This is a genomic window from Paenibacillus sp. FJAT-27812 (assembly GCF_001273905.1).
Classification (GTDB): domain Bacteria; phylum Bacillota; class Bacilli; order Paenibacillales; family Paenibacillaceae; genus Pristimantibacillus.
The window spans coordinates 710,442-729,362 of the sequence record NZ_LIGH01000001.1 but is presented as its reverse complement, the minus strand read 5'-3'; the positions used below and the strand labels follow the sequence as shown (position 1 = coordinate 729,362).

The following is an 18,921-nucleotide window of genomic DNA, read 5'->3' as shown; positions in this document are numbered from 1 at the left end:
TAGGTCAGGAGCATGCCTTTATGCATACAGAAGCGGTTTCCATCGTTGATCACAAAATCAGAGTCATTGAAAGCGACAAAGGTATTTTATATTTGGTTGGGCCGATCCAGCTTCCTGTGAAGATGGAGGAAGGCGAAGCGATTTTTAAGTGGTATTGCTGGCTGCTATGTGATGAAAAGCTGGACGATGCAGAGCAAATTATCGAGAAGCTGTCAGCCATTAATTTGGCGGAGATGCAGCAGTCAAGCGTGCTTGTGTATGGAGACTTTGAGCAAGCGGAGGAAGCTTGGATACGGATGCACAGCATATGCCACACAGGCGACATTTTCGGAAGCAAACGGTGCGATTGCGGCTATCAGCTGCATGAATCGATGCGTATGATTGTTGAGAAAGGAACAGGCGCTTTATTTTATTTGGCGAATCATGAAGGCAGGGGCATTGGACTGTTCAGCAAAGCGATGGCTTATTTGCTGCAAGAGAAGGGCTACGATACGGTAGAGGCTAATGTGGAGCTCGGTTTTGTTGACGACGCCCGCAGCTATAGCGATGCGATCCGTGTATTAAAGGCGCTGAGGTCAAAGCCTGTCTCCTTGATTACGAATAATCCGAAAAAGCTTGATGCGCTGAAGGCTGCTGGACTTGACGTAGCGAACCGTATTCCGCTTTGGGGAGACCGCTCGGAGTATAATGAACGGTACTTGGATACAAAAATAAATCGTTCCGGCCATTTTGCAGCATCAGCTTGTCCGAACGAATAAAGGTATTGGAAATTGGATAGGGCTGCCCTGCTAGCACATTAATGAACTAGCCGGACAGCCCTTGTGTATCTTATATTTAACCGGACCTCTTCATGAGCGAAAGGCCGTATGGAATCCCCTTGTTAACAGCAAACAGCATGTGTACCAAGTTGTCTTAAACTCGCATTCTAAAACAACGAAAGCCCTACCTCTCTTCCGTCCTCGCGGCTCCGAAGACCGCGCCAGTGTGAATCAGAAATACATCACGTAACAGGTTTGAGAATTAACAGCAAAGAAATCAAAATCCGAGGAAAACGTTGAATCTTACTGGGGATTTGCTGGGGTTAAATATAATACGTTCTTTTTATAATACTATACTTTGCAATGAAATGCAACATCTTATTGAAAGACGCATGACTTTTACCTTTCTGGATACTCTAGAAATGGAAAGGGGGAAGTCAAGATGCCAAGTTGGATTGAAATTGTCCTTCGTACGTTAGCGGCAATCGTTATTTTATTTGCGCTCACGAAGGTGTTAGGCAAACGTCAAATTTCTCAGCTGTCTCTATTCGAGTACATAACAGGCATATCTATAGGTAACATTGCTGCCTATATCTCGCTTGATCTCGATAATTTATGGTTTTTGGGAATGGTTTCGTTAGCGGTGTGGGTAAGCGTTTCTGTCGCGATGGAATTTTTGACGATGAAAAGCAAAAAAGCCCGAAATTTCATTGATGGAAAAGGGACGGTTCTTATTAAAGACGGCCAGCTGCTCAAAAAGAATTTGCATAAAGAACGATTGACCTTGGATGAAATGCTAGAGCAATTGCGGAAAAAAGACGTGTACCGCGTGGCGGACGTGGAGTTTGCGGTCATGGAATCGAGCGGTGAAGTCAATGTAATGCTGAAGAAGGAATATCAGCCTATTACGCCTGATGTGCTTGGATGGAAAATGCCGATCGAGCGGGAAGCACAGACCGTGCTGATGGACGGGGATATTCAAGATGAAGTGCTTGATCAGCTTGGTCTTGATCGACAATGGCTGCTGCATGAGCTGACAAAAAGAAATCTGAAAGAAGAAGAAGTGTTTTTTGCGCAAATCGACAGCAACGGTGAACTGCTTCTTCAAACAGGCGAGGAGAGCAAGCAGCCGAAAAATTCGCAATCCAAACCGAAAGAGCGCGTTTCGATGCTGATCGAGCAGTTTGAGGCGGAGCTGCTCCGCCTTGAACGGTTGTCCCAAAATGAAAGTGATCGGCGTGTCTATCAAACGGCTATCGACCGTTTTCAAGCCAGCACAAAATCGCTGCCAGATCATTTGCTGAAGTGAAGAATTAAGCTAAGTCCACATTGCAGCCCAACGCTTCATTTCTTTTAAAATATGATGCAGATCTTCACCCTTTGGTGTCAGCGTATATTCGACCGTAACCGGTACGGTTGGAAATACCTTGCGTTCAAGCACGCCCTTCTCTTCCAGATGACGGAGCGTGCTTGTTAACGCGCGAGGGCTTACCGCAGGAATTAAACGCTGTATTTCTCCGAATCTTCTGGTGCCGCAAAATAATTCTCGAATGACTAGAAAAGCCCATTTACCCCCGATAACGTCCAGCGTCTTCTCGATATTGCACTCGATGTTCACAGGCTCTTTAGGGATGTAATTATGTGCGCTCAATTGGTGGACCTCCTCTCCGTATGCTACTAACAATAAGTATAGTATATATATTAGAGATAATAAAATGAAAAAACATTCACTACTTTAATTAGAGAATGAAGTGCTATACACTACTACTTGAGTACAGCGGGAAATGACTAAGAGGAGTGTTGGCAAATGAAATATAGAAAACTTGGCAAAAGCGGTCTTAAAGTTAGTGAAATCGGTCTTGGCAGCTGGTTAACGTACGGAACGGCGACGGAAGCCGAGACAGCCCAGGCATGCATTCATAAAGCATATGATAACGGCATTAATTTCTTTGATACTGCTAACGCTTACAATAATGGTGAAGCAGAGAAGGTAATGGGACATGCCTTAAAAGAATATAACCGCAGCAGCTATGTGCTTGCAACTAAAGTATTTTTCCCAATGGGCTCAGGTCCCAATGACCGGGGATTATCCAGAAAACATATTGTCGAGCAATGCGAGGCGAGCCTGAAGCGGCTCGGCACCGATTACATTGATCTGTATCAATGCCATCGCTTTGATTCCGATACGCCGGTTGAAGAAACGCTTCGTGCGCTTGATGATTTGACCGCTCAAGGTAAAGTGCTCTATACCGGGATCAGCGAATGGACGGCTGCACAAATTACGGATGCTGCTGCAACGAGCAAGCGACTTGGACTGCGCCCGCTCATATCGAACCAACCGATTTATAATATGTTCGAGCGATATATTGAGCAAGACGTCATCCGTACAAGCGAGCAGGAAGGAATGGGTCAGGTTGTATTTTCCCCGCTGGCTCAAGGCGTTCTAACTGGTAAGTACAAGCCGGGTCAAGCCGTTCCGTCTGACAGCCGTGCAGCAAACGATAAGACAAACGGCATTCTTAACAGCTATCTGCGCGAGGATGTGCTGCAGGTTGCCGGGAAGCTTGAAACGCTTGCTGCAACCATTGGCGCGACCTTGTCACAATTCGCGCTTGCTTGGGTGCTGCGCCAGCCAAATGTAAGCTCAGCCATTATCGGCTCTAGCCGTCCGGCACAAATCGAAGAGAACGTGAAGGCCATCGATATCGCATTGCCGGATGAGCTGCTCGCTCAGACAGATGCGATCTTAGCAGAGGTTAGTACGTTCTCGCCGATGCGCTAATATAATAGAAGCAACGCAAAAAAAAGGCTCTTCGGTCGAAGAGCCTTTTTTTTGCTATATATAATAGAAGCGATTTTTTTATTGATCCATTTGGGCCTCGGAAGGGCTGTAAGTTCCTGGCTGTGTGATAGGAGCAGGCATCTCCTTGCCGCCGGCAAAGTGATACTTAACGATCTTATTAAAGGAATCAACCCAAGGCATAAGCGACCGTCCGCCCCAAGCCTCCTTGGCAAATTCATTGAAGTAATTGACGAACTCCATGTTAGCTGAAATGTGAACCTCTTGCACCGTTGGGGCGAGTTCACGAACTCTTAGCGCGACGGTTTGCTTAAGCTCATCTGACAAATCATTAATATCGTTGACGGAAAAGTAGGAATTGTAGGGCGAGACGAGCACGCGGCTGTTGCCGTAAGGACTACCGGTATCATGATTATAGACTCCTTCATTCGTTCCGGTATTGTCTTGTTCCGTTTTGCCGCCGTGATTGCGGGTGCCAACCGCTGTCCAATCCAGCATCAATGCTACGTAAGCATTTTTGTCCGTCAGCATGACGATAGCAGAGGCAACGCCATTAAGATCAGACACTTTTCTTGAAATAACGGAGCTGTATTCGAAAAAGGCGTTGTCATGCTGATGCGGATTATTTGACGTTGGACCATACGACTTGCCGCCAAGCATTTTCGGATCGTTTACTTGACGGCTGCCGTAATCGGTGTCGCTATTCTGGGCAAACTCTTTGTAATTGCAACCGGCGGCAGTTGATAAGACGATTGCGGAAAGCATCAGTGCGGCCATTCGTTTTAACATAAAGAACGGACCCCCATTCATACGATAATGGCTTTAGTTTTTGCCTTGCCAGCGTAAATATACGTTTCAGACAGCATACATAATTGACCATGGGTTTGGTGCACAATGTAGGGTAGAGAGTCCTTCATGCTGACAGGTCGAACTATGTGTCCGAGAGGCTTGAAAAACGTTGCAATAATGCGTTTTTGACAGCTTTGAGAACAATTTGTGAACTCTCTGTGGAACATTGACAAATAGGGGCTTCAACTTTATATTTAATAAAGTGATTTAAGTTGCAGGAGTTGTAATAACATCTGTGAAACACGCAGCCAGCCGTATGCCACGTGAAAATCAGGCAGCTGCGAAAACGTCAAAAGTGGGGTTGATTAATGATGAAACGGTGGCGATTTGTAAAACGGCTTGCGCCGCTTATGGCCATGATGGTACTGGTGCTAGCGGCTTGCGGGCGGAGCGATTTGTCGACGCTGAATCCTCAGGGACCTGTAGCGGAAGAGCAATTCGGGCTGATGAAGCTGGCAATCGGAATCATGTTAATCGTGATTGTTGCCGTCTTTGCGATTTCTTTGTATGTAATTATTCGTTTTCGCAGACGCAAAGGTGACAATACGATTCCTAAGCAAGTGGAAGGTAACCATAAGCTGGAGATCATTTGGACAGTTATTCCGATCATCATGCTTATCATTTTGGGTGTTCCGACCGTACAATCCGTATTTAACTTAGCTAAAGACTACAGCAAAGATCCGGAAGCGATTCAAGTAATCGTTACTTCACACCAATACTGGTGGGAGTTTGAATATCCGGATTACGGAGTAAAAACAGCGCAGGAACTTATCATTCCAAAAGGCAAAACGATTTCCGTAAAAGCGAAATCCGCAGACGTGCTTCACTCGTTCTGGATTCCATCGCTAGCAGGTAAAATCGATACAAACCCTGGCGCAAACGTAAATGCGATGTACTTCTCGGCTCCAAAAGAAGGCGTTTACCTAGGTAAATGTGCCGAGCTTTGCGGACCTTCGCACGGTTTGATGGACTTTAAAGTCAAATCAGTGGACGAGTCTTCATTTGATCGTTGGGTAGCAGCGCTCCAAGAGCCTGTAGCATTGCCAAGCGATCCTGCGATTGCGAAAGCATTCGAAAGCAAATGTCTATCTTGCCACGCTGTGGGCGACCTTGGCGGACCGGCTTATCCTAACTTGACAGGTATCGGAAGCCGTGAGACTGTCGGAGGTATACTCGTTAACACCGATGATCCGCAATATTCCAATGAAGGTTCAGTCTACGATAACTTACACAAATGGATTAAAAACCCGGATGAAGTTAAACCCGGCAACCAAATGGGCAAAATCGATTTGACTGATCAAGAACTTGAAGGTATTGCTAAATATTTATCTGAACTGAAGCTTAACTACCAACAATAATTTATCGGTGATTGAAGGAGGTACCTACTTTGGCTCATGCGCATTCGCATCAGGTCAAACGTTACAGCGGTCTGATGGACTGGCTCACAACGGTTGACCATAAAAAAATTGGAATACTGTATATGATCGCTGGAGGATTTTTCTTCCTTGTCGGCGGTTTGGAAGCGATTTTGATTCGGGTTCAATTATGGAAGCCGCTTAATGACTTTGTTAGCGCGGATACATACAACGAGCTACTTACGATGCACGGTACGACGATGATCTTCCTAGCGGCCATGCCGCTGTTGTTCGCGCTAATGAATGCGGTCGTTCCGCTACAAATCGGCGCGCGCGACGTAGCCTTCCCTTTCGTTAACTCACTTGGCTTCTGGACATTCCTGTTCGGCGGCGTGCTGCTTAACGTCAGCTGGTTTACTGGTGGAGCACCGGATGCTGGCTGGACATCTTACGCACCGCTCGCAGGCACGACCTATAGCGGTGATCATGGCGTAGATTATTACGTTCTCGGCTTGCAAATAGCCGGTATCGGTACACTAATCGGGGGGATTAACTTCCTCGTCACGATTATCAACATGCGTGCGCCAGGCATGACGTTCATGCGTATGCCGATGTTCACATGGACAGCGTTCATTACTTCAGCGCTAATCTTGTTCGCATTCCCTGCTTTGGCAGTTGGTCTTGCGGCACTTATGTTCGACAGATTGTTTGACGCAAATTTCTTTGATCCTTCAGGCGGCGGTAACGCTGTACTATGGGAGCATATTTTCTGGATATTCGGGCATCCTGAGGTTTATATCCTCATCCTGCCGGCCTTCGGCGTTATTTCCGAGGTAATAAGCACATTCTCGCGTAAACGTTTGTTCGGTTACAGCTCAATGGTATTCGCTACAATCCTGATCGGCTTTTTGGGCTTCATGGTTTGGGCGCATCACATGTTCACAGTTGGTTTAGGACCGGTTGCGAATGCGCTGTTCTCGATTGCGACGATGCTTATCGCAGTACCGACAGGTATCAAAATCTTTAACTGGCTGTTTACGATGTGGGGCGGCTCCATTAAATTCACTACAGCGAATTTGTTTGCTGTAGGATTTATCCCAACCTTCGTAATGGGCGGCGTTACCGGCGTCATGCTGGCAGCAGCGCCAGCCGACTTCCAGTATCACGATTCTTACTTTGTCGTAGCGCATTTCCACTACGTTATCGTAGGCGGATTGATTCTTGGTATTTTCTCGGGCCTTCACTACTGGTGGCCGAAAATGTTCGGACGTGTACTAAACGAAACGCTTGGTAAACTGACTTTCTGGACATTCTTTATCGGCTTCCACTTAACGTTCTTCATTCAGCATTTCCTTGGCTTGCTCGGTATGCCGCGTCGTATCTGGACATATCTTGACGGTCTAGGTTTTAATGAAATGAACATGATTAGTACGGTTGGCGCATTCTTGATGGGCTTCGGTACAATCTTCTTCTTGCTGAATGTAGTGATTACGGCATTCAAACCGCAAAATGCGCCGGCAGATCCTTGGGAAGACGGTCGTACGCTGGAGTGGACGATTCCATCTCCGCCGCCAGAGTACAACTTCGCTCAAACGCCGCTTGTGCGCGGTTATGATGCTTACTGGAAAGAAAAATCGGATGGCCACAAAGGCATGACGCCTGCGGAGCCAATTGGTCCGATTCATATGCCATCTCCTTCAATCTTGCCGTTCTTTATGGGACTTGGATTGTTTATCGCAGGTTTAGGTTTCATGTACGCTCATGATTGGGGCAACTTGTTCGGTTCATTCAAAACAGGTTATGCTGTTGGTATTTTTGGCCTACTGATCTTGTTCGGATGCATGTTCCTGCGTTCTACAATCGATGATCATGGCTTCCACATTGAAGAAGAAGAAATCCTTAGAGATTTGGGGGGGAAAGCATGAGTGCGCATTCGCATGTAGAGGGGCAATTGCCTCATGAGCCCGAAAAGGCGACCCTCGAGGGACGCAATAAAGTATTAGGCTTCTGGCTTTTCCTTGGCGGCGAGACGGTATTGTTCGGAACTTTGTTCTCAGCGTTCCTAGCTCTACGCAACCAAGTGCTTGACGGTCCAACTGCAGATGAGCTGTTTCAGCTTCCGCTTGTCGCGCTTGCGACTGCACTATTGCTTACATCAAGCTTGACCAGCGTATTCGCTGTTCACGCGCTGCATACGAATAGGGTAAAGGCGCTTATTAATTGGCTTATCATTACCGTTGTTCTAGGCGCAGCATTCCTTGGACTAGAGATTTATGAGTTCTACCACTATGTACATGAAGGCCACGGCTTTACGACGAGCGCATTCAGCTCCTCGTTCTACACGCTCGTTGGTTTCCACGGAGCGCACGTTGCTTTCGGTATTACGTGGATCACATTGATCATCATTCAGCTCGCAAGAAAAGGCTTGACTGTCGTTACCGCACCAAAGGTATATGTAGCCGGTATGTACTGGCACTTTATCGACGTTGTATGGGTATTCATTTTCACCGTCGTTTACTTGATGGGAAAGGTGGTTTAATCCATGGCCAGCAATCACACTGCCACAGAGGAAAGCCCCAAGCGTCATAAGGTCGAAGGACCGAAGAAGCATATCATCGCCTTTATTTTCTCCATCCTGCTTACGTTCATCGCATTTGCGACTGTAATCAGCGGAGAGATCAACAAAGATTTCATTTACATTATTTTAGTCGGATTAGCCGTTTTGCAAGTATTCGTTCAAATGGCATTCTGGATGCATATGAAAGACCGCGGTCATACATTCGCCATTATCGGCATTTTGACTGGCGTATTCATCGTATTCACTTGTGTCATCATGGCCGAGTACTGGGCTTGGTGGTAATCGCCGATTGATTGGAGGAGAGGAGGGTCCCGAGGCTTGGGTCCCTCCTCTTTTGTAAAAATAGGTTAGCGTTATTGAAAGGAGCTTCCACGATGCTTGGCTTACAGTATTTCCGCTTCGAGGAATTGTGGACCCCCATGTTTCTGTTCGGAATGGCGGCTATTGTCATTCTATATTTCTACCTAATCGGTCCATGGCGTGAAAAGAATGCCCCGCAAGCACCGGCTGCAACTAGGCTGCAAAAGGTAATGTTCGTCTCCGCTGCCGTTATGTTTTATTTGGTGCACGGTGGGCCTTTTAATCTATTAGGCCACCTTATGTTTACATTTCATATGATCAATATGTCTGTATCTTATTTGATTGTACCGCCGCTCGTTTTGCTTGGCGTGCCAAGCTTCTTATGGAAAAAGATGTTCTCGGTTCCTTTTTGGAAAAAGTTCAGCTTTATGATGCACCCGGTCATTTGTCTCGTGCTGTTTAATGTATTATTTTCGGTATACCATATTCCAATCGTCCATGACTATGTGATGACGCACTTTGCTGTGCATCGTCTTTATTATTTAGTATTGCTTGTAACTTCATTTATGATGTGGTGGCAAATTGCCGTCCCTGTTCCGGAGTGGGCAAGACTAACCGATTTGAAGAGAATGGCTTATGTATTTGCAAACGGGATGCTGCTCACGCCGGCGTGTGCCTTAATTATTTTTGCGAAAACGTCTATGTATGCGATCTACAGCGATCCTAACGTATGGGTAACTGCGATGGGATATTGTGTTTCTGGTGATCCAAGTCGATTGCTAGAGAGCTTCAGCGGCCCGCAGTTTTTTAATATAATGGATGTCGTTGAAGATCAGCAGCTTGGCGGAATCGTGATGAAATTCGTGCAGGAGATTATGTACGGCATTATTTTGGCGTATATTTTCAGGCAGTGGTTCAAACGCGAGCATACGGAAGATGATTTGCCAAATACGAATACCGGTACGGCATAGCAACATTCATTATAAGAACAATAGGTGGGGTAGAGTTGAACATTAATAATATTATGCCGACAATAAGCACCTTCTTCATCGTGCTAAGTGCAGTACTGGTAGCCGTAGGGTGGAGGCTGGCTATCAAGCGCAGGCTGGAGGAACATCAGAAGGTGATGTTCTATGCTGCGGTAGCTGCGACAATCTTTTTTATCGTATACATGTCGCGAACGATTTTTGTAGGGAACACCTCATGGGGCGGTCCGGATGGCTTAAAGCCCTATTATCTCGTATTTTTATTATTCCATATCGTTCTTGCGACAGTTGCTGCCGTATTTGGCATTACGACGCTTACGCTCGGCTATAAGAAGAAATTCGCTAAGCATCGTAAGTGGGGAAAGGTTACTTCGCTCATTTGGTTCGTGACCGCCATTACAGGTACAACGGTATACGTCTTGCTTTACTTGATGTATCCGGGCGGGCATACAAAACCTGTAATTGATGCGATTTTCGGGTGGTAATACGTGTAACCATTTATGCGGAAGCCTTGCATTCGAGAGAGAGAACTCTTTCGGAAGCAGGGCTTTTTTTATTTTATTGGTAAGGGTTGACAATGGTGTATACAGTGAATATACTGTGTATAAAGATATATACAGTATAATGACTGATCGATCGAGGGGAGCGAGTGCTGTGGGTTTATGGAAGGGCGCTTGGTATTTAACAAAGCATGAGCTGACTAAGGATGGTTGGAAAAGTCTTTTCACATTATTGTTTGTCGGCTATTTATTGTTGTTCACGGTTCCATTGTTAAATGATGTCGCAAGCGGACAGCGAGATACCATGTTATATTGGGCAATGGATTTTATTTATTTAACGTTACTTCCTTGCATGGGGTTTGTACTTAATCAAACGATGATGCGTTATTGGAAGGATAATTCCTATACGAAAAAAATGGCATATTGGAGAACGCTGCCTATCTCCTCCAAACAAATAGCGCTCGGACGCATTATGCATCTAATGATCGTGTTGGTTATAACGGAGCTAATCTTTTTCATGCTGCAATTCCTTATCCTACGAAACATGGGAGCAGAAATACCTGTCTTGCACTTTGTACTGTATGCTATCTTCTGGTTTGGTTATTCCTTATCGATGGCGGTTGCTTACGTCTACTGGGAAGTCGGTCATTCCGGCAAAATGTACTTTCTGTTTAACCTGATTTATATTTTTGTATTTCTCGCAATTACAATTGGTTTAACTTACTTTAAAGTTGGCAATATCGTTTCCGCATCACTGCAGGCTATCGATGATGGGCACTGGTGGATCGCAATAGCGTCAATCGCCGTAAGTGTCATAGCAATCCTTATAGGCGTGAATCGAATCGAAAATCGACTGGAAAAACGCAGCTATAGCGCATAGTCATTAGAGAATGGAAGAAGGTGAAGGTCATGCGGCTGCCCATACAAATAAACGAGCAAAGCGCAGAGCCGCTCTATCATCAAATTGAAGTACAGCTGCGTGCATTGATTGTAAGCGGTCAGCTGGCGGAGGGAACATTGCTCCCTTCGATCCGCGAGCTGGCACAGACGGTGAAATGCAGCGTTATCACCGTAAAGCGGGTATATAACGATCTGGAAGCAGAAGGCTTGCTGCGAACGCGGCAAGGCACCGGAACTTATGTCGCGCAGGTCGGAGAGCAGGAACGTGATCGGCACCGGCTTGCTGCAGTCATCGAGGCGCTGGAGCTGGCGGTAGTCGCCGGCAAGCGGGTTCAATGTACGGAGGAAGAGCTGGAGACGATGTTTAAAGAAGCGATGAATAAACATTTTGAGTAAAGGGATGGGACGCATGATAGATGATACGATCGCAATTCAACTGGACGGCGTTGTGCAGAATCGCTCGAACTTCAAGCTAGGGCCACTTCATATGAGTATTCCGAGCGGCTACATCACAGCTATTGTTGGTCCGAACGGCTCTGGCAAGAGCTCGACGTTCCGCTTAATGCTTAATCTTGACAAAGCGGATGAAGGGTCGATTCATCTGCTTGGCCATCAAGTGGAGAAGGGACTGGGAACAGAGCTGAAGAAAAGAATCGGTTACCTGCATGACCAGTCTTCTACACATGAGAATGGCATGAAGGGGACGGAGAAGGCGGAGTTTCACCGGTTCTGGTATAACAACTGGGATGTTAATCGTTATCGCGAGCTGCTGCATCTGCTGGAGGTCGACGATAACCAGATGCTTGGCAAAATGTCCAAAGGGATGCGCCGCAAGTTCGAGTTTGTATTATCGCTGGCCCATCATCCTGACCTTCTACTGCTGGATGAACCATCCTCAGGGCTTGATCCGCTTGCTTGGAAGATGATGATCGAGGTGCTTCACCGGTATATGGACCAAGGCGATCGTACCATTCTTATGAGTTCCCACATTATTGAAGAAGTGAAGCGTCTTGCCGATTTTATCGTATTTATGGCTCAGGGACGGGTGCTTGGCATCTATGAGAAAGACGAATTGTTCAGCAGCTGGTTTACGATATTTGTCAGCGGCGCCGGCCTGACTCCGAAGAAGGCAGCATTCATGCCAGGGCAATGCGGAGTCGAGCATACGGGTGGAATGACGTATCGCGTCACGACGAACAAAGCAGCTGAAGCAGAAGATTGGTGTGCAGCAGAGGGTTATCAGATCGTCAGCAGACAGGCGCTCGAGCTTGATGAAATTATGAATGCGTTACTGATGCAAGATAGGCTAAGCTCAAGAACGAATGAAACAAAGGGGGCAACAAAATGAATCCATTAATAGTCGAAGATGTTGTAAAGCAGTACGGGGATAAGACAGCTGTCAACGGTATTAGCTTAGAGGTTAGCGAGGGTGAAATCTACGGTCTGCTTGGCGCCAACGGGGCGGGCAAAACAACGACGATGCGGATGGTGCTTGGCCTCATTTACCCGGACGAGGGGAAAATTTTGTACAACGGAAAAGCTTACAGCAATGATCAGCTTCGTAATCTCGGTTATTTGCCGGAGGAAAGAGGCCTGTATCCGAAGGTGCGCGTTAGCGACCAGCTCATTTATTTAGCTCAGCTGCGCGGCATGTCGAAGAAGGACGCGGAGCAAAACTTGAAAAAGTGGCTCGATCGATTCGAGGTACCGGAGTATTACAATAAGAAGGTCGAAGAGCTGTCTAAAGGCAACCAGCAAAAAATTCAATTTATCGCCGGCGTCATTCATTCTCCGAAAATCGTCATACTGGATGAAGCGTTCAGCGGACTCGATCCGGTTAACGTCGAGCTGTTAAAATCAACGGTCAAGGAGCTGCGCGACGCAGGCACAAGCATCCTATTCTCTACTCACCGCATGGAGCATGTCGAGGAGCTATGCCGGAACATTACCATTTTGCATCGCTCAAATGTAGTATTAAAGGGCAGCTTGAAGGAGATTAAGAAGCAATTCCCGAAAGAGCGCGTCATTCTCAGCACGGAGAAGGAAGTAACGGAGATTGAGCGGATTACCGGTGTTACCAGCGTGAACCGCCATGAGTACGGCTATGAAGTTGGGATTGCGAACGAGGCAGTAGGCGGAGAGATATTGCGCCATGCTTTGGAGCAAACGAACATTTCGAGATTCGAGATTAAGGAACCAACCCTAAATGAAATCTTTATCAAAACAGTAGGCGGTGATAGCCATGAGTAACTTTTGGACGGTTGTTGGCTTTACGTTAAAAAACAAATTCAGAGGCAAAGCGTTCCTCATTACGACGATTATTATTGCCGTTATTATGACAATCGCTATTAATCTCCCTTATATTTTCTCGCAATTCGGCAGCGGCGACAAAGTGACTAATATTGGTTATATTCAATCCTCGCAATCGGAAGGCTCAGCCACGGGCGAAAAGCTTAATGCTTATTTCGAATTGCAGGAGAAGCCGGGAGTAAAGTTTGTTCCTTACGAGGATAAAGGCTCAGAAGCAGAGAACGAGAAGCAACTGAAGCAGGCGATTACGGACAAAGACATTAAAGGTTACTTGGCCTTTGGCAAAATGACTGACAGCGGATTTCCTGAAATCACGTATAAATCCGAAAAACTGTTGGCTTTTGATCTGACTAGCTCGATCCAAACGGGTCTACAAGCGATTCGTCAGGCTACCGTTCTCCAGGATGCCGGCTTAACAGATAAACAGCTAGCGCTGCTTAATGCGCCAATCGAAATCGCATCGGTACAAATCTCCGCAACGGAAGGCAATGCTGCCGAAGGCAAGACACCGGAAGAGCAAGCGGTTAATATGGGTCTCGTCTATTTCATCGTCGTCCTCTTGTTTATGGCGATTATGATAACGGGCCAATTGATCGCATCGGAAATTACGGCTGAGAAAAGCTCGCGCGTTATGGAACTTCTCATTACGAGCGTATCGCCGCTTAAACAAATGTTCGGCAAAATCGTAGGCATGTTTTTGGTGGGGCTTATCCAAATCACCATCTATGTATGCGTCATTATCGTGAACGTTAAGATGCCGCATAATAATAAAATTTTAGGCCAATTTAATATTGATTTAACGCAGATTGATCCTATGCTGCTGCTGTACTCGGCACTATTCTACCTGACTGGTTACTTCTTGTTTGCAACGTTGTTCGCTGCAGTTGGATCGATTGTCAGCCGTACAGAGGATTTGGGCCAAGCGGTGCTGCCGATTACGATGCTGTCGCTTGCAGGCTTCTACATTTCCATATTCAGCATTTCAAGCCCGGACAGCATTCTAGTGAAGGTATCCTCCTTCGTGCCATTTTTCTCGCCATTCGTTATGCTGCTAAGACTAGGCTTGACCGATCCGCCGGTGTGGGAAGTGTGGGCATCGATTGGCATTCTGCTCGTCACGATCTACGCGGCCGTATGGGTATCGGCAAAAATTTACCGCACGGGCGTACTCATGTACGGCAAACGTCCTAGCTTTAAAGAGCTTCGTAAAGCGATGAAGGCTTATAAGATTTAGGGTTGGGTTCATGTGTGTGGGTAACACCTACTATTGTCACACGATTGATGTACTAATATCACAATAAATACAATGATTTTTCACCGATATGACCCCCGTGTTCATGCAGAAAGCCTGTATTTACGGGGGTTATTTTTTTGGTTGAATAAATTGATGTGCATTAAGGAAAAACACCTATCAATTATGATAGGCGGTTTTCCGGTAATTAGCTAATAAATATTAAGAACCATATAGCAACAAAAAGAATTTATTACCTGTAATTTGGGATAATGGCTTGTCCACTACGTCTAAATTATTTGGACCACCTCTATAACCACTCTAGTAACCATAAAATTCTACAACTCTAATCCAAGATGTGGAAACGTCAAACGAGGTCCCTCTTTTAAAACTGTACCAATAAGAGGTCGATTGTGTAATACCACTTGGTACTGTACTCTGAGAACGCATTACATTTCCGCCGCCGTTCCAAGCTTGCGAACCAAAATTGGTGCAGTCGTTTGTATAGTTATCAAAGGCAGTATTTCTTTTTGTGCCCCCGTTTGTAGTCCAATTATAAGCATAATTCACAACCTGTTGACGATTGTAAGAGAGAGCTGTTGAGGCTCTTGGCAAAACGTTTTGAACAGAAAGCACTGTTTTGTCTTGATTAGCTTTAGTATCTTTTTGAACAATCTGTTTATCTAAATTTTCTTTTCCGTAATTAATAGCATATATTACTAGTTGATCATACTCAGGAAGCTTGGAAAGAGAAGTATCTACATTCCAGGGAATATTATGAATGTACATATTGTAATCTGCACTACCAACGGTGTAATTTTTACCTTGCTGTTTTAGATGTTCAATAATAATCTTTTCTGGGGTTTTAACTGATTCATCTGCAAAAATCGGGGTAACTAAAGTTGCCACTAAAACTAATGAAAGCGTAAAACTAGTAAAAAACCTCATTTGGAAAAGTATATAATCCCACATACCTAATGCTGCCTAATTTATCCATAACTTGTGTGATTTCCTTTGATTGAACAAGAGGATAAATAAATTAAGCAAACGACATTTACAAGCAAGAATATAAGTTTGTTTCTCACAATCCACCTCCGCAGGTAATTCTCAGAATACGCTTGACATGGTGCTTCCAACCAGAAATTAATTGCTCTATTGTTGGATTAGGAGCAAGCATTTTTTCAATATTGAAGAAGCTTAAGCCGCAATGACGCAGGTTGGAGAGGAATTAAAATACCTTGGTGGCCAAATTCCTTGGTTCATCAAGGTTTTTTGCTTTATCTTAGTCGTTTGTATGTATATTCAAAAAAACCTGACTTTTTAATGCTTTTGCTGTCCATCATTTTAACAATAGGAAATCTGAATAATCTGTATATCATGTATCCGAAAAGCACACCAAGAAAATTCATAACAACATCATTCAAATCTACGGTTCTATAAGCGACATTGTTGACCCAAGAAATCAAAAATTGTGAAGACTCAATTATTAAACCAAATAGGACACTCCAAATCAAAACTGATCTTATGTTTTGTTTAATAAGAAAGTTGTACATATTGTGCACCTCGTAGTGTGTGAAAAAAATTTCGTTACCAGTGTCCCTTCAACCACTTTTATGTTGCCTCCGCTGTCATATCATGATTAACACTCCGTTACTAACAACTATCATTAATACATGATAATATTACCAAAATCCAAACGATTGAAGAAGTAAAAATTCTCGCTAGACTGAGTGGGTAAGAACTTTCCGGTTTCTTTCTATGCGACGATTTTTCGCTTTAAAACCGCATCATCATTCCCTTCTTTGTTTCAAATTGAAATAAAGTATCTAAAAACAAAGAGTTATTAAGTCAATTCGCCCAATTACAGATATAGATAATTCCAAAATGAAAAAAAGGTGTTATAATTGAATGGTACTACGGTAGAGGGGGTTCAAGATGGATAACAGAAAAGGGTTAGCTAAGAAGCTTTTTGAATTGTTTTGGACGTTCTTTTGTATAGCTCCCGCTTCTTTTGGTGGCGGATATGCTATGTTGCCCGCTATTGAAAAGGAAGTTGTCGATAAAAGAGGCTGGTTAGACCGCGCAGAAATGAACAATCTGATTTCAATCGCAAGCTCTGCTCCCGGAGGCGTGGGAGTTAACGCAGCTGCTTTTATCGGATACCGGCATGCAGGCGTTTATGGTTCGGCAGCTGCGGTTGCGGGAATAACGCTGCCTACGTTTGGAATTGTGTGTATCCTTAGTTTTGTTTACGGATGGTTTGATGAATATCCTAAGGTTATAGCGGCTCTTAAAGGAATTCATGCTGCTATCGTCGCGTTAATTGTTGTCGCAGCCTTCAAGATTGCCCAAACCTCATTGGTGGACAAAACAACAATCGGGATCGCGCTCTCTACGCTTGGTTTGCTGCTTTTCACAGACATCAATCCCACATTCATTATCGTCACTGGATTATTTGCAGGCATTATTCTCGTTAAAGCAAAGGAAAGTATGGGGAAAAAGGTGATCTTGGATAAAAGCGCGAATTTTCATCGCCAAGTAGAGATGACTTATCCGGAGTATTATATTTGAGGGAGGAGGGAGCATGATTTTTTGGCATTTATTTTTAACCTTTTTGAAGGTCGGATTTGTTTCCTTCGGGGGAGGTTACGCGGTCATTCCGCTCATTCAATACAAGGTTGAGCAGGAGGAGTGGATGTCGGGGCAGCAGCTTCAAGAAGCCGTTTCGCTTGCAGGGATGGCACCAGGGCCGATTGCCACGAATACGGCTACGCTAATCGGTTATCAAACCTATGGTATAGGAGGGGCGATTGCCAGTACGCTTGGCATTGTTTTGCCTTCATTAATCGTTATTATTATATTAGCTGGAGTATTTTACAAGCTTCAACGAAGCAAAGGGCTGAAAGCCTCTTTCTATGGGCTGCGCCCCGTTATTTTAGGCTTAATGGCATACGCGGCTATTCACTTTATGATGTCGGGCAAAACCGTGCAAGCATTAGACTGGACATCGGTAATTACGGTGTTGCTTTGCGGAGCAGCCGTTTATGCCATATTGAAATACAAGCTTCATCCCGTTCTGATCATTGTTTTATCTGGGATTGCGGGCATTGTCCTATTTTAAATAATATCTAATGATTTCCACACCATAAGGGCGGCGCCGGTCGCAACTGCGTCTTCCTTTAATTCCCCCTTGGAGAATTGAGGCTCATACTCGGGGTAATAGTAGGTGTTTTTCTGTGCCGTCTCAACGGCTGTGTTATAAAACCGCTCATCGGAATTGATCAATGCGCCGCCAAGAATGATTTTATCGGGATGGAACATATTGATTAGGTTTGCGAGTCCAACGCCAAAATATCTGGCAGACCGATGGAACAATTCAAGCACATAGGCGTTGTCCATCCTTAATTCCCTAAGAAGCATCTCGTACTTGATATGCTCCGGGTCGACATGATAATGTTTTACGATGTCAGCCCGATCCAGCTTTGCTTCCATGCGGGCTTGTCTCTCCAACGCGTTGACGGAGACGAATGCCTCCAAAGCGCCGTAGTTTCCTTGCTCACTCAGCCTTGGCCCGTCGGTTTGAATGATCATTTGACCTATCGAGCCTTCCATGTCAACTTTACCATGGACGATCTTGCCAAATGACATCATCGAGGAACGCAAGCTTACTCCTGCATGTACATACAGCATATGCTGCGACTGTGATTGACGAATAGACCAATGCTCTCCCAAAAGGGCGGTATTGGCTCCGTTGTCCAAATAGGCGGAAATGCCCGTTTCATTGGTCAAAAGCTCGCAGATGGCGACATTCGTCCATCCTTTGGCAGGAAAATATAACGGTTTTAAAATAAGGCCCTTCCCCCGGTCGAGAGGACCAACCGCTCCAATCCCGATACCGAGGATTTGCTGCTGCTCCAAACGGTGGTCCTTAAGGAACGAACGGATATTTTTGGCGACCAATGCGACAAAAACTTCGGGGGTCATGTCTTCATCCATTCTCCACCGGGTGAACGACATGGGATTCATGTTCATATCGAACAATCCGAGCGCAGAGTGGAATCGCGAGATTTCTAATCCGAAAAAGTAGCCGTATCCGGGATTGATCTGAAACAGGATAGGTTTCCTGCCTCCGTTGGATGGCCCAAGCCCGGATTCCATAATTAATTGATCCGCCAGCAATTCATCAAGCAAACGATTCATCGTGCTGGTCGTCATTTTGAAATAAGATAAAAGATCTGCTTTAGAGACGATGCCAAGCTCGGCAATCCGGTAGTAAAGTAAATTTTTTGACGATTGTTTGTTGAATGCACTTTCCATCTTTATTTACCTGCTTCTCTAATTAATAATATAAGAA

Annotated in this window: 21 protein-coding genes; 16 read left to right on the top strand and 5 right to left on the bottom strand. The window is 45.2% G+C overall.

Annotated features, from left to right (window positions below; all coding sequences use genetic code 11):
* Positions 1-20: 20 nt before the first annotated feature.
* Together ADU23_RS03165 and ADU23_RS03160 are read left to right on the top strand one after the other, a co-directional pair.
* Entirely contained in the window at positions 21-758 is a 738-nt protein-coding gene (locus ADU23_RS03165; RefSeq protein ID WP_053372418.1) for a GTP cyclohydrolase II, read from the top strand.
* A gap of 442 nt (positions 759-1,200) precedes the next feature.
* Complete coding sequence (locus tag ADU23_RS03160) at positions 1,201-2,067, top strand: DUF421 domain-containing protein (protein ID WP_053372417.1); 867 nt, start codon at positions 1,201-1,203, stop codon at positions 2,065-2,067.
* Positions 2,068-2,076: 9 nt separating this feature from the next.
* Here the strand turns inward: ADU23_RS03160 and ADU23_RS03155 are convergent, their stop codons facing one another.
* Positions 2,077-2,409, bottom strand: a complete 333-nt coding sequence (locus ADU23_RS03155) for a winged helix-turn-helix transcriptional regulator (protein WP_053372416.1) — start codon at positions 2,407-2,409, stop codon at positions 2,077-2,079.
* 156 nt (positions 2,410-2,565) lie between these two features.
* On the opposite strand from ADU23_RS03155, the gene ADU23_RS03150 reads away from it, so the two are divergent.
* Positions 2,566-3,540 (top strand): aldo/keto reductase family protein, encoded by a 975-nt coding sequence (locus ADU23_RS03150; protein WP_053372415.1) that lies wholly within the window; start codon positions 2,566-2,568, stop codon positions 3,538-3,540.
* A gap of 78 nt (positions 3,541-3,618) precedes the next feature.
* On the opposite strand, the gene ADU23_RS03145 is transcribed toward ADU23_RS03150, so the two are convergent.
* Complete coding sequence (locus ADU23_RS03145; RefSeq protein ID WP_053372414.1) at positions 3,619-4,347, bottom strand: YhcN/YlaJ family sporulation lipoprotein; 729 nt, start codon at positions 4,345-4,347, stop codon at positions 3,619-3,621.
* Between the two features lie 368 nt (positions 4,348-4,715).
* On the opposite strand from ADU23_RS03145, the gene coxB reads away from it, so the two are divergent.
* The 11 genes from coxB (at position 4,716) to ADU23_RS03090 (ending at position 14,570) form a co-directional block, all read left to right on the top strand.
* A complete protein-coding gene (coxB, locus tag ADU23_RS03140; protein ID WP_053372413.1) occupies positions 4,716-5,765 on the top strand; it encodes a cytochrome c oxidase subunit II in 1,050 nt (349 codons plus the stop codon).
* 74 nt (positions 5,766-5,839) lie between these two features.
* Positions 5,840-7,687, top strand: a complete 1,848-nt coding sequence (gene ctaD, locus ADU23_RS03135; RefSeq protein ID WP_053377439.1) for a cytochrome c oxidase subunit I — start codon at positions 5,840-5,842, stop codon at positions 7,685-7,687.
* Positions 7,684-8,301, top strand: coding sequence for a cytochrome c oxidase subunit 3 (locus tag ADU23_RS03130; RefSeq protein ID WP_053372412.1), 618 nt, complete (start codon positions 7,684-7,686; stop codon positions 8,299-8,301). The genes ctaD and ADU23_RS03130 overlap by 4 nt, the downstream gene beginning before the upstream one ends.
* A gap of 3 nt (positions 8,302-8,304) precedes the next feature.
* The gene (locus ADU23_RS03125; protein WP_053372411.1) at positions 8,305-8,622 is read left to right on the top strand and encodes a cytochrome C oxidase subunit IV family protein; all 318 of its coding nucleotides are present in this window, start codon (positions 8,305-8,307) and stop codon (positions 8,620-8,622) included.
* A 92-nt stretch (positions 8,623-8,714) separates the two neighbouring features.
* Entirely contained in the window at positions 8,715-9,611 is an 897-nt protein-coding gene (gene ctaG / locus ADU23_RS03120; RefSeq protein ID WP_053372410.1) for a cytochrome c oxidase assembly factor CtaG, read from the top strand.
* Positions 9,612-9,664: 53 nt separating this feature from the next.
* Complete coding sequence (locus ADU23_RS03115) at positions 9,665-10,111, top strand: DUF420 domain-containing protein (RefSeq protein ID WP_442950643.1); 447 nt, start codon at positions 9,665-9,667, stop codon at positions 10,109-10,111.
* 169 nt (positions 10,112-10,280) lie between these two features.
* On the top strand, positions 10,281-11,006 hold the full coding sequence (locus ADU23_RS03110) for a hypothetical protein (protein WP_053372408.1): 726 nt from the start codon (positions 10,281-10,283) through the stop codon (positions 11,004-11,006).
* Between the two features lie 29 nt (positions 11,007-11,035).
* On the top strand, positions 11,036-11,422 hold the full coding sequence (locus ADU23_RS03105) for a GntR family transcriptional regulator (RefSeq protein ID WP_053372407.1): 387 nt from the start codon (positions 11,036-11,038) through the stop codon (positions 11,420-11,422).
* 13 nt (positions 11,423-11,435) lie between these two features.
* Entirely contained in the window at positions 11,436-12,374 is a 939-nt protein-coding gene (locus tag ADU23_RS03100) for an ABC transporter ATP-binding protein (RefSeq protein WP_053372406.1), read from the top strand.
* Positions 12,371-13,276 (top strand): ABC transporter ATP-binding protein, encoded by a 906-nt coding sequence (locus tag ADU23_RS03095; RefSeq protein ID WP_053372405.1) that lies wholly within the window; start codon positions 12,371-12,373, stop codon positions 13,274-13,276. The genes ADU23_RS03100 and ADU23_RS03095 overlap by 4 nt, the downstream gene beginning before the upstream one ends.
* Positions 13,269-14,570, top strand: a complete 1,302-nt coding sequence (locus ADU23_RS03090; protein WP_053372404.1) for an ABC transporter permease — start codon at positions 13,269-13,271, stop codon at positions 14,568-14,570. Before ADU23_RS03095 ends, ADU23_RS03090 begins: the two co-directional genes overlap by 8 nt.
* Before the next feature lie 318 nt (positions 14,571-14,888).
* On the opposite strand, the gene ADU23_RS03085 is transcribed toward ADU23_RS03090, so the two are convergent.
* Both ADU23_RS03085 and ADU23_RS34165 read right to left on the bottom strand, forming a co-directional pair.
* Positions 14,889-15,539, bottom strand: coding sequence for an amidase domain-containing protein (locus ADU23_RS03085; protein ID WP_053372403.1), 651 nt, complete (start codon positions 15,537-15,539; stop codon positions 14,889-14,891).
* 305 nt (positions 15,540-15,844) lie between these two features.
* Positions 15,845-16,120: a VanZ family protein gene (locus tag ADU23_RS34165; RefSeq protein WP_053372402.1), complete on the bottom strand. Its 276-nt coding sequence runs from the start codon at positions 16,118-16,120 to the stop codon at positions 15,845-15,847.
* 382 nt (positions 16,121-16,502) lie between these two features.
* Between ADU23_RS34165 and ADU23_RS03075 the strand changes: the two genes are divergently transcribed.
* Both ADU23_RS03075 and ADU23_RS03070 read left to right on the top strand, forming a co-directional pair.
* A complete protein-coding gene (locus ADU23_RS03075) occupies positions 16,503-17,138 on the top strand; it encodes a chromate transporter (protein WP_053372401.1) in 636 nt (211 codons plus the stop codon).
* A 13-nt stretch (positions 17,139-17,151) separates the two neighbouring features.
* On the top strand, positions 17,152-17,688 hold the full coding sequence (locus tag ADU23_RS03070) for a chromate transporter (protein WP_331459219.1): 537 nt from the start codon (positions 17,152-17,154) through the stop codon (positions 17,686-17,688).
* Here the strand turns inward: ADU23_RS03070 and ADU23_RS03065 are convergent.
* The gene (locus ADU23_RS03065; RefSeq protein WP_053372400.1) at positions 17,685-18,884 is read right to left on the bottom strand and encodes an ROK family protein; all 1,200 of its coding nucleotides are present in this window, start codon (positions 18,882-18,884) and stop codon (positions 17,685-17,687) included. The genes ADU23_RS03070 and ADU23_RS03065 overlap by 4 nt on opposite strands.
* Positions 18,885-18,921 lie beyond the last annotated feature (37 nt).

Coding starts and splice junctions, on each gene's coding strand:
- ADU23_RS03165 (WP_053372418.1), top strand. CDS start 21: ATGCATACAGAAGCGGTTTCCATCGTTGATCACAAAATCAGAGTCATT.
- ADU23_RS03160 (WP_053372417.1), top strand. CDS start 1,201: ATGCCAAGTTGGATTGAAATTGTCCTTCGTACGTTAGCGGCAATCGTT.
- ADU23_RS03150 (WP_053372415.1), top strand. CDS start 2,566: ATGAAATATAGAAAACTTGGCAAAAGCGGTCTTAAAGTTAGTGAAATC.
- ADU23_RS03145 (WP_053372414.1), bottom strand. CDS start 4,347: ATGTTAAAACGAATGGCCGCACTGATGCTTTCCGCAATCGTCTTATCA.
- coxB (WP_053372413.1), top strand. CDS start 4,716: ATGATGAAACGGTGGCGATTTGTAAAACGGCTTGCGCCGCTTATGGCC.
- ctaD (WP_053377439.1), top strand. CDS start 5,840: ATGGACTGGCTCACAACGGTTGACCATAAAAAAATTGGAATACTGTAT.
- ADU23_RS03130 (WP_053372412.1), top strand. CDS start 7,684: ATGAGTGCGCATTCGCATGTAGAGGGGCAATTGCCTCATGAGCCCGAA.
- ADU23_RS03125 (WP_053372411.1), top strand. CDS start 8,305: ATGGCCAGCAATCACACTGCCACAGAGGAAAGCCCCAAGCGTCATAAG.
- ctaG (WP_053372410.1), top strand. CDS start 8,715: ATGCTTGGCTTACAGTATTTCCGCTTCGAGGAATTGTGGACCCCCATG.
- ADU23_RS03115 (WP_442950643.1), top strand. CDS start 9,665: ATGCCGACAATAAGCACCTTCTTCATCGTGCTAAGTGCAGTACTGGTA.
- ADU23_RS03105 (WP_053372407.1), top strand. CDS start 11,036: ATGCGGCTGCCCATACAAATAAACGAGCAAAGCGCAGAGCCGCTCTAT.
- ADU23_RS03100 (WP_053372406.1), top strand. CDS start 11,436: ATGATAGATGATACGATCGCAATTCAACTGGACGGCGTTGTGCAGAAT.
- ADU23_RS03095 (WP_053372405.1), top strand. CDS start 12,371: ATGAATCCATTAATAGTCGAAGATGTTGTAAAGCAGTACGGGGATAAG.
- ADU23_RS03090 (WP_053372404.1), top strand. CDS start 13,269: ATGAGTAACTTTTGGACGGTTGTTGGCTTTACGTTAAAAAACAAATTC.
- ADU23_RS03085 (WP_053372403.1), bottom strand. CDS start 15,539: ATGTGGGATTATATACTTTTCCAAATGAGGTTTTTTACTAGTTTTACG.
- ADU23_RS34165 (WP_053372402.1), bottom strand. CDS start 16,120: ATGTACAACTTTCTTATTAAACAAAACATAAGATCAGTTTTGATTTGG.
- ADU23_RS03075 (WP_053372401.1), top strand. CDS start 16,503: ATGGATAACAGAAAAGGGTTAGCTAAGAAGCTTTTTGAATTGTTTTGG.
- ADU23_RS03070 (WP_331459219.1), top strand. CDS start 17,152: ATGATTTTTTGGCATTTATTTTTAACCTTTTTGAAGGTCGGATTTGTT.
- ADU23_RS03065 (WP_053372400.1), bottom strand. CDS start 18,884: ATGGAAAGTGCATTCAACAAACAATCGTCAAAAAATTTACTTTACTAC.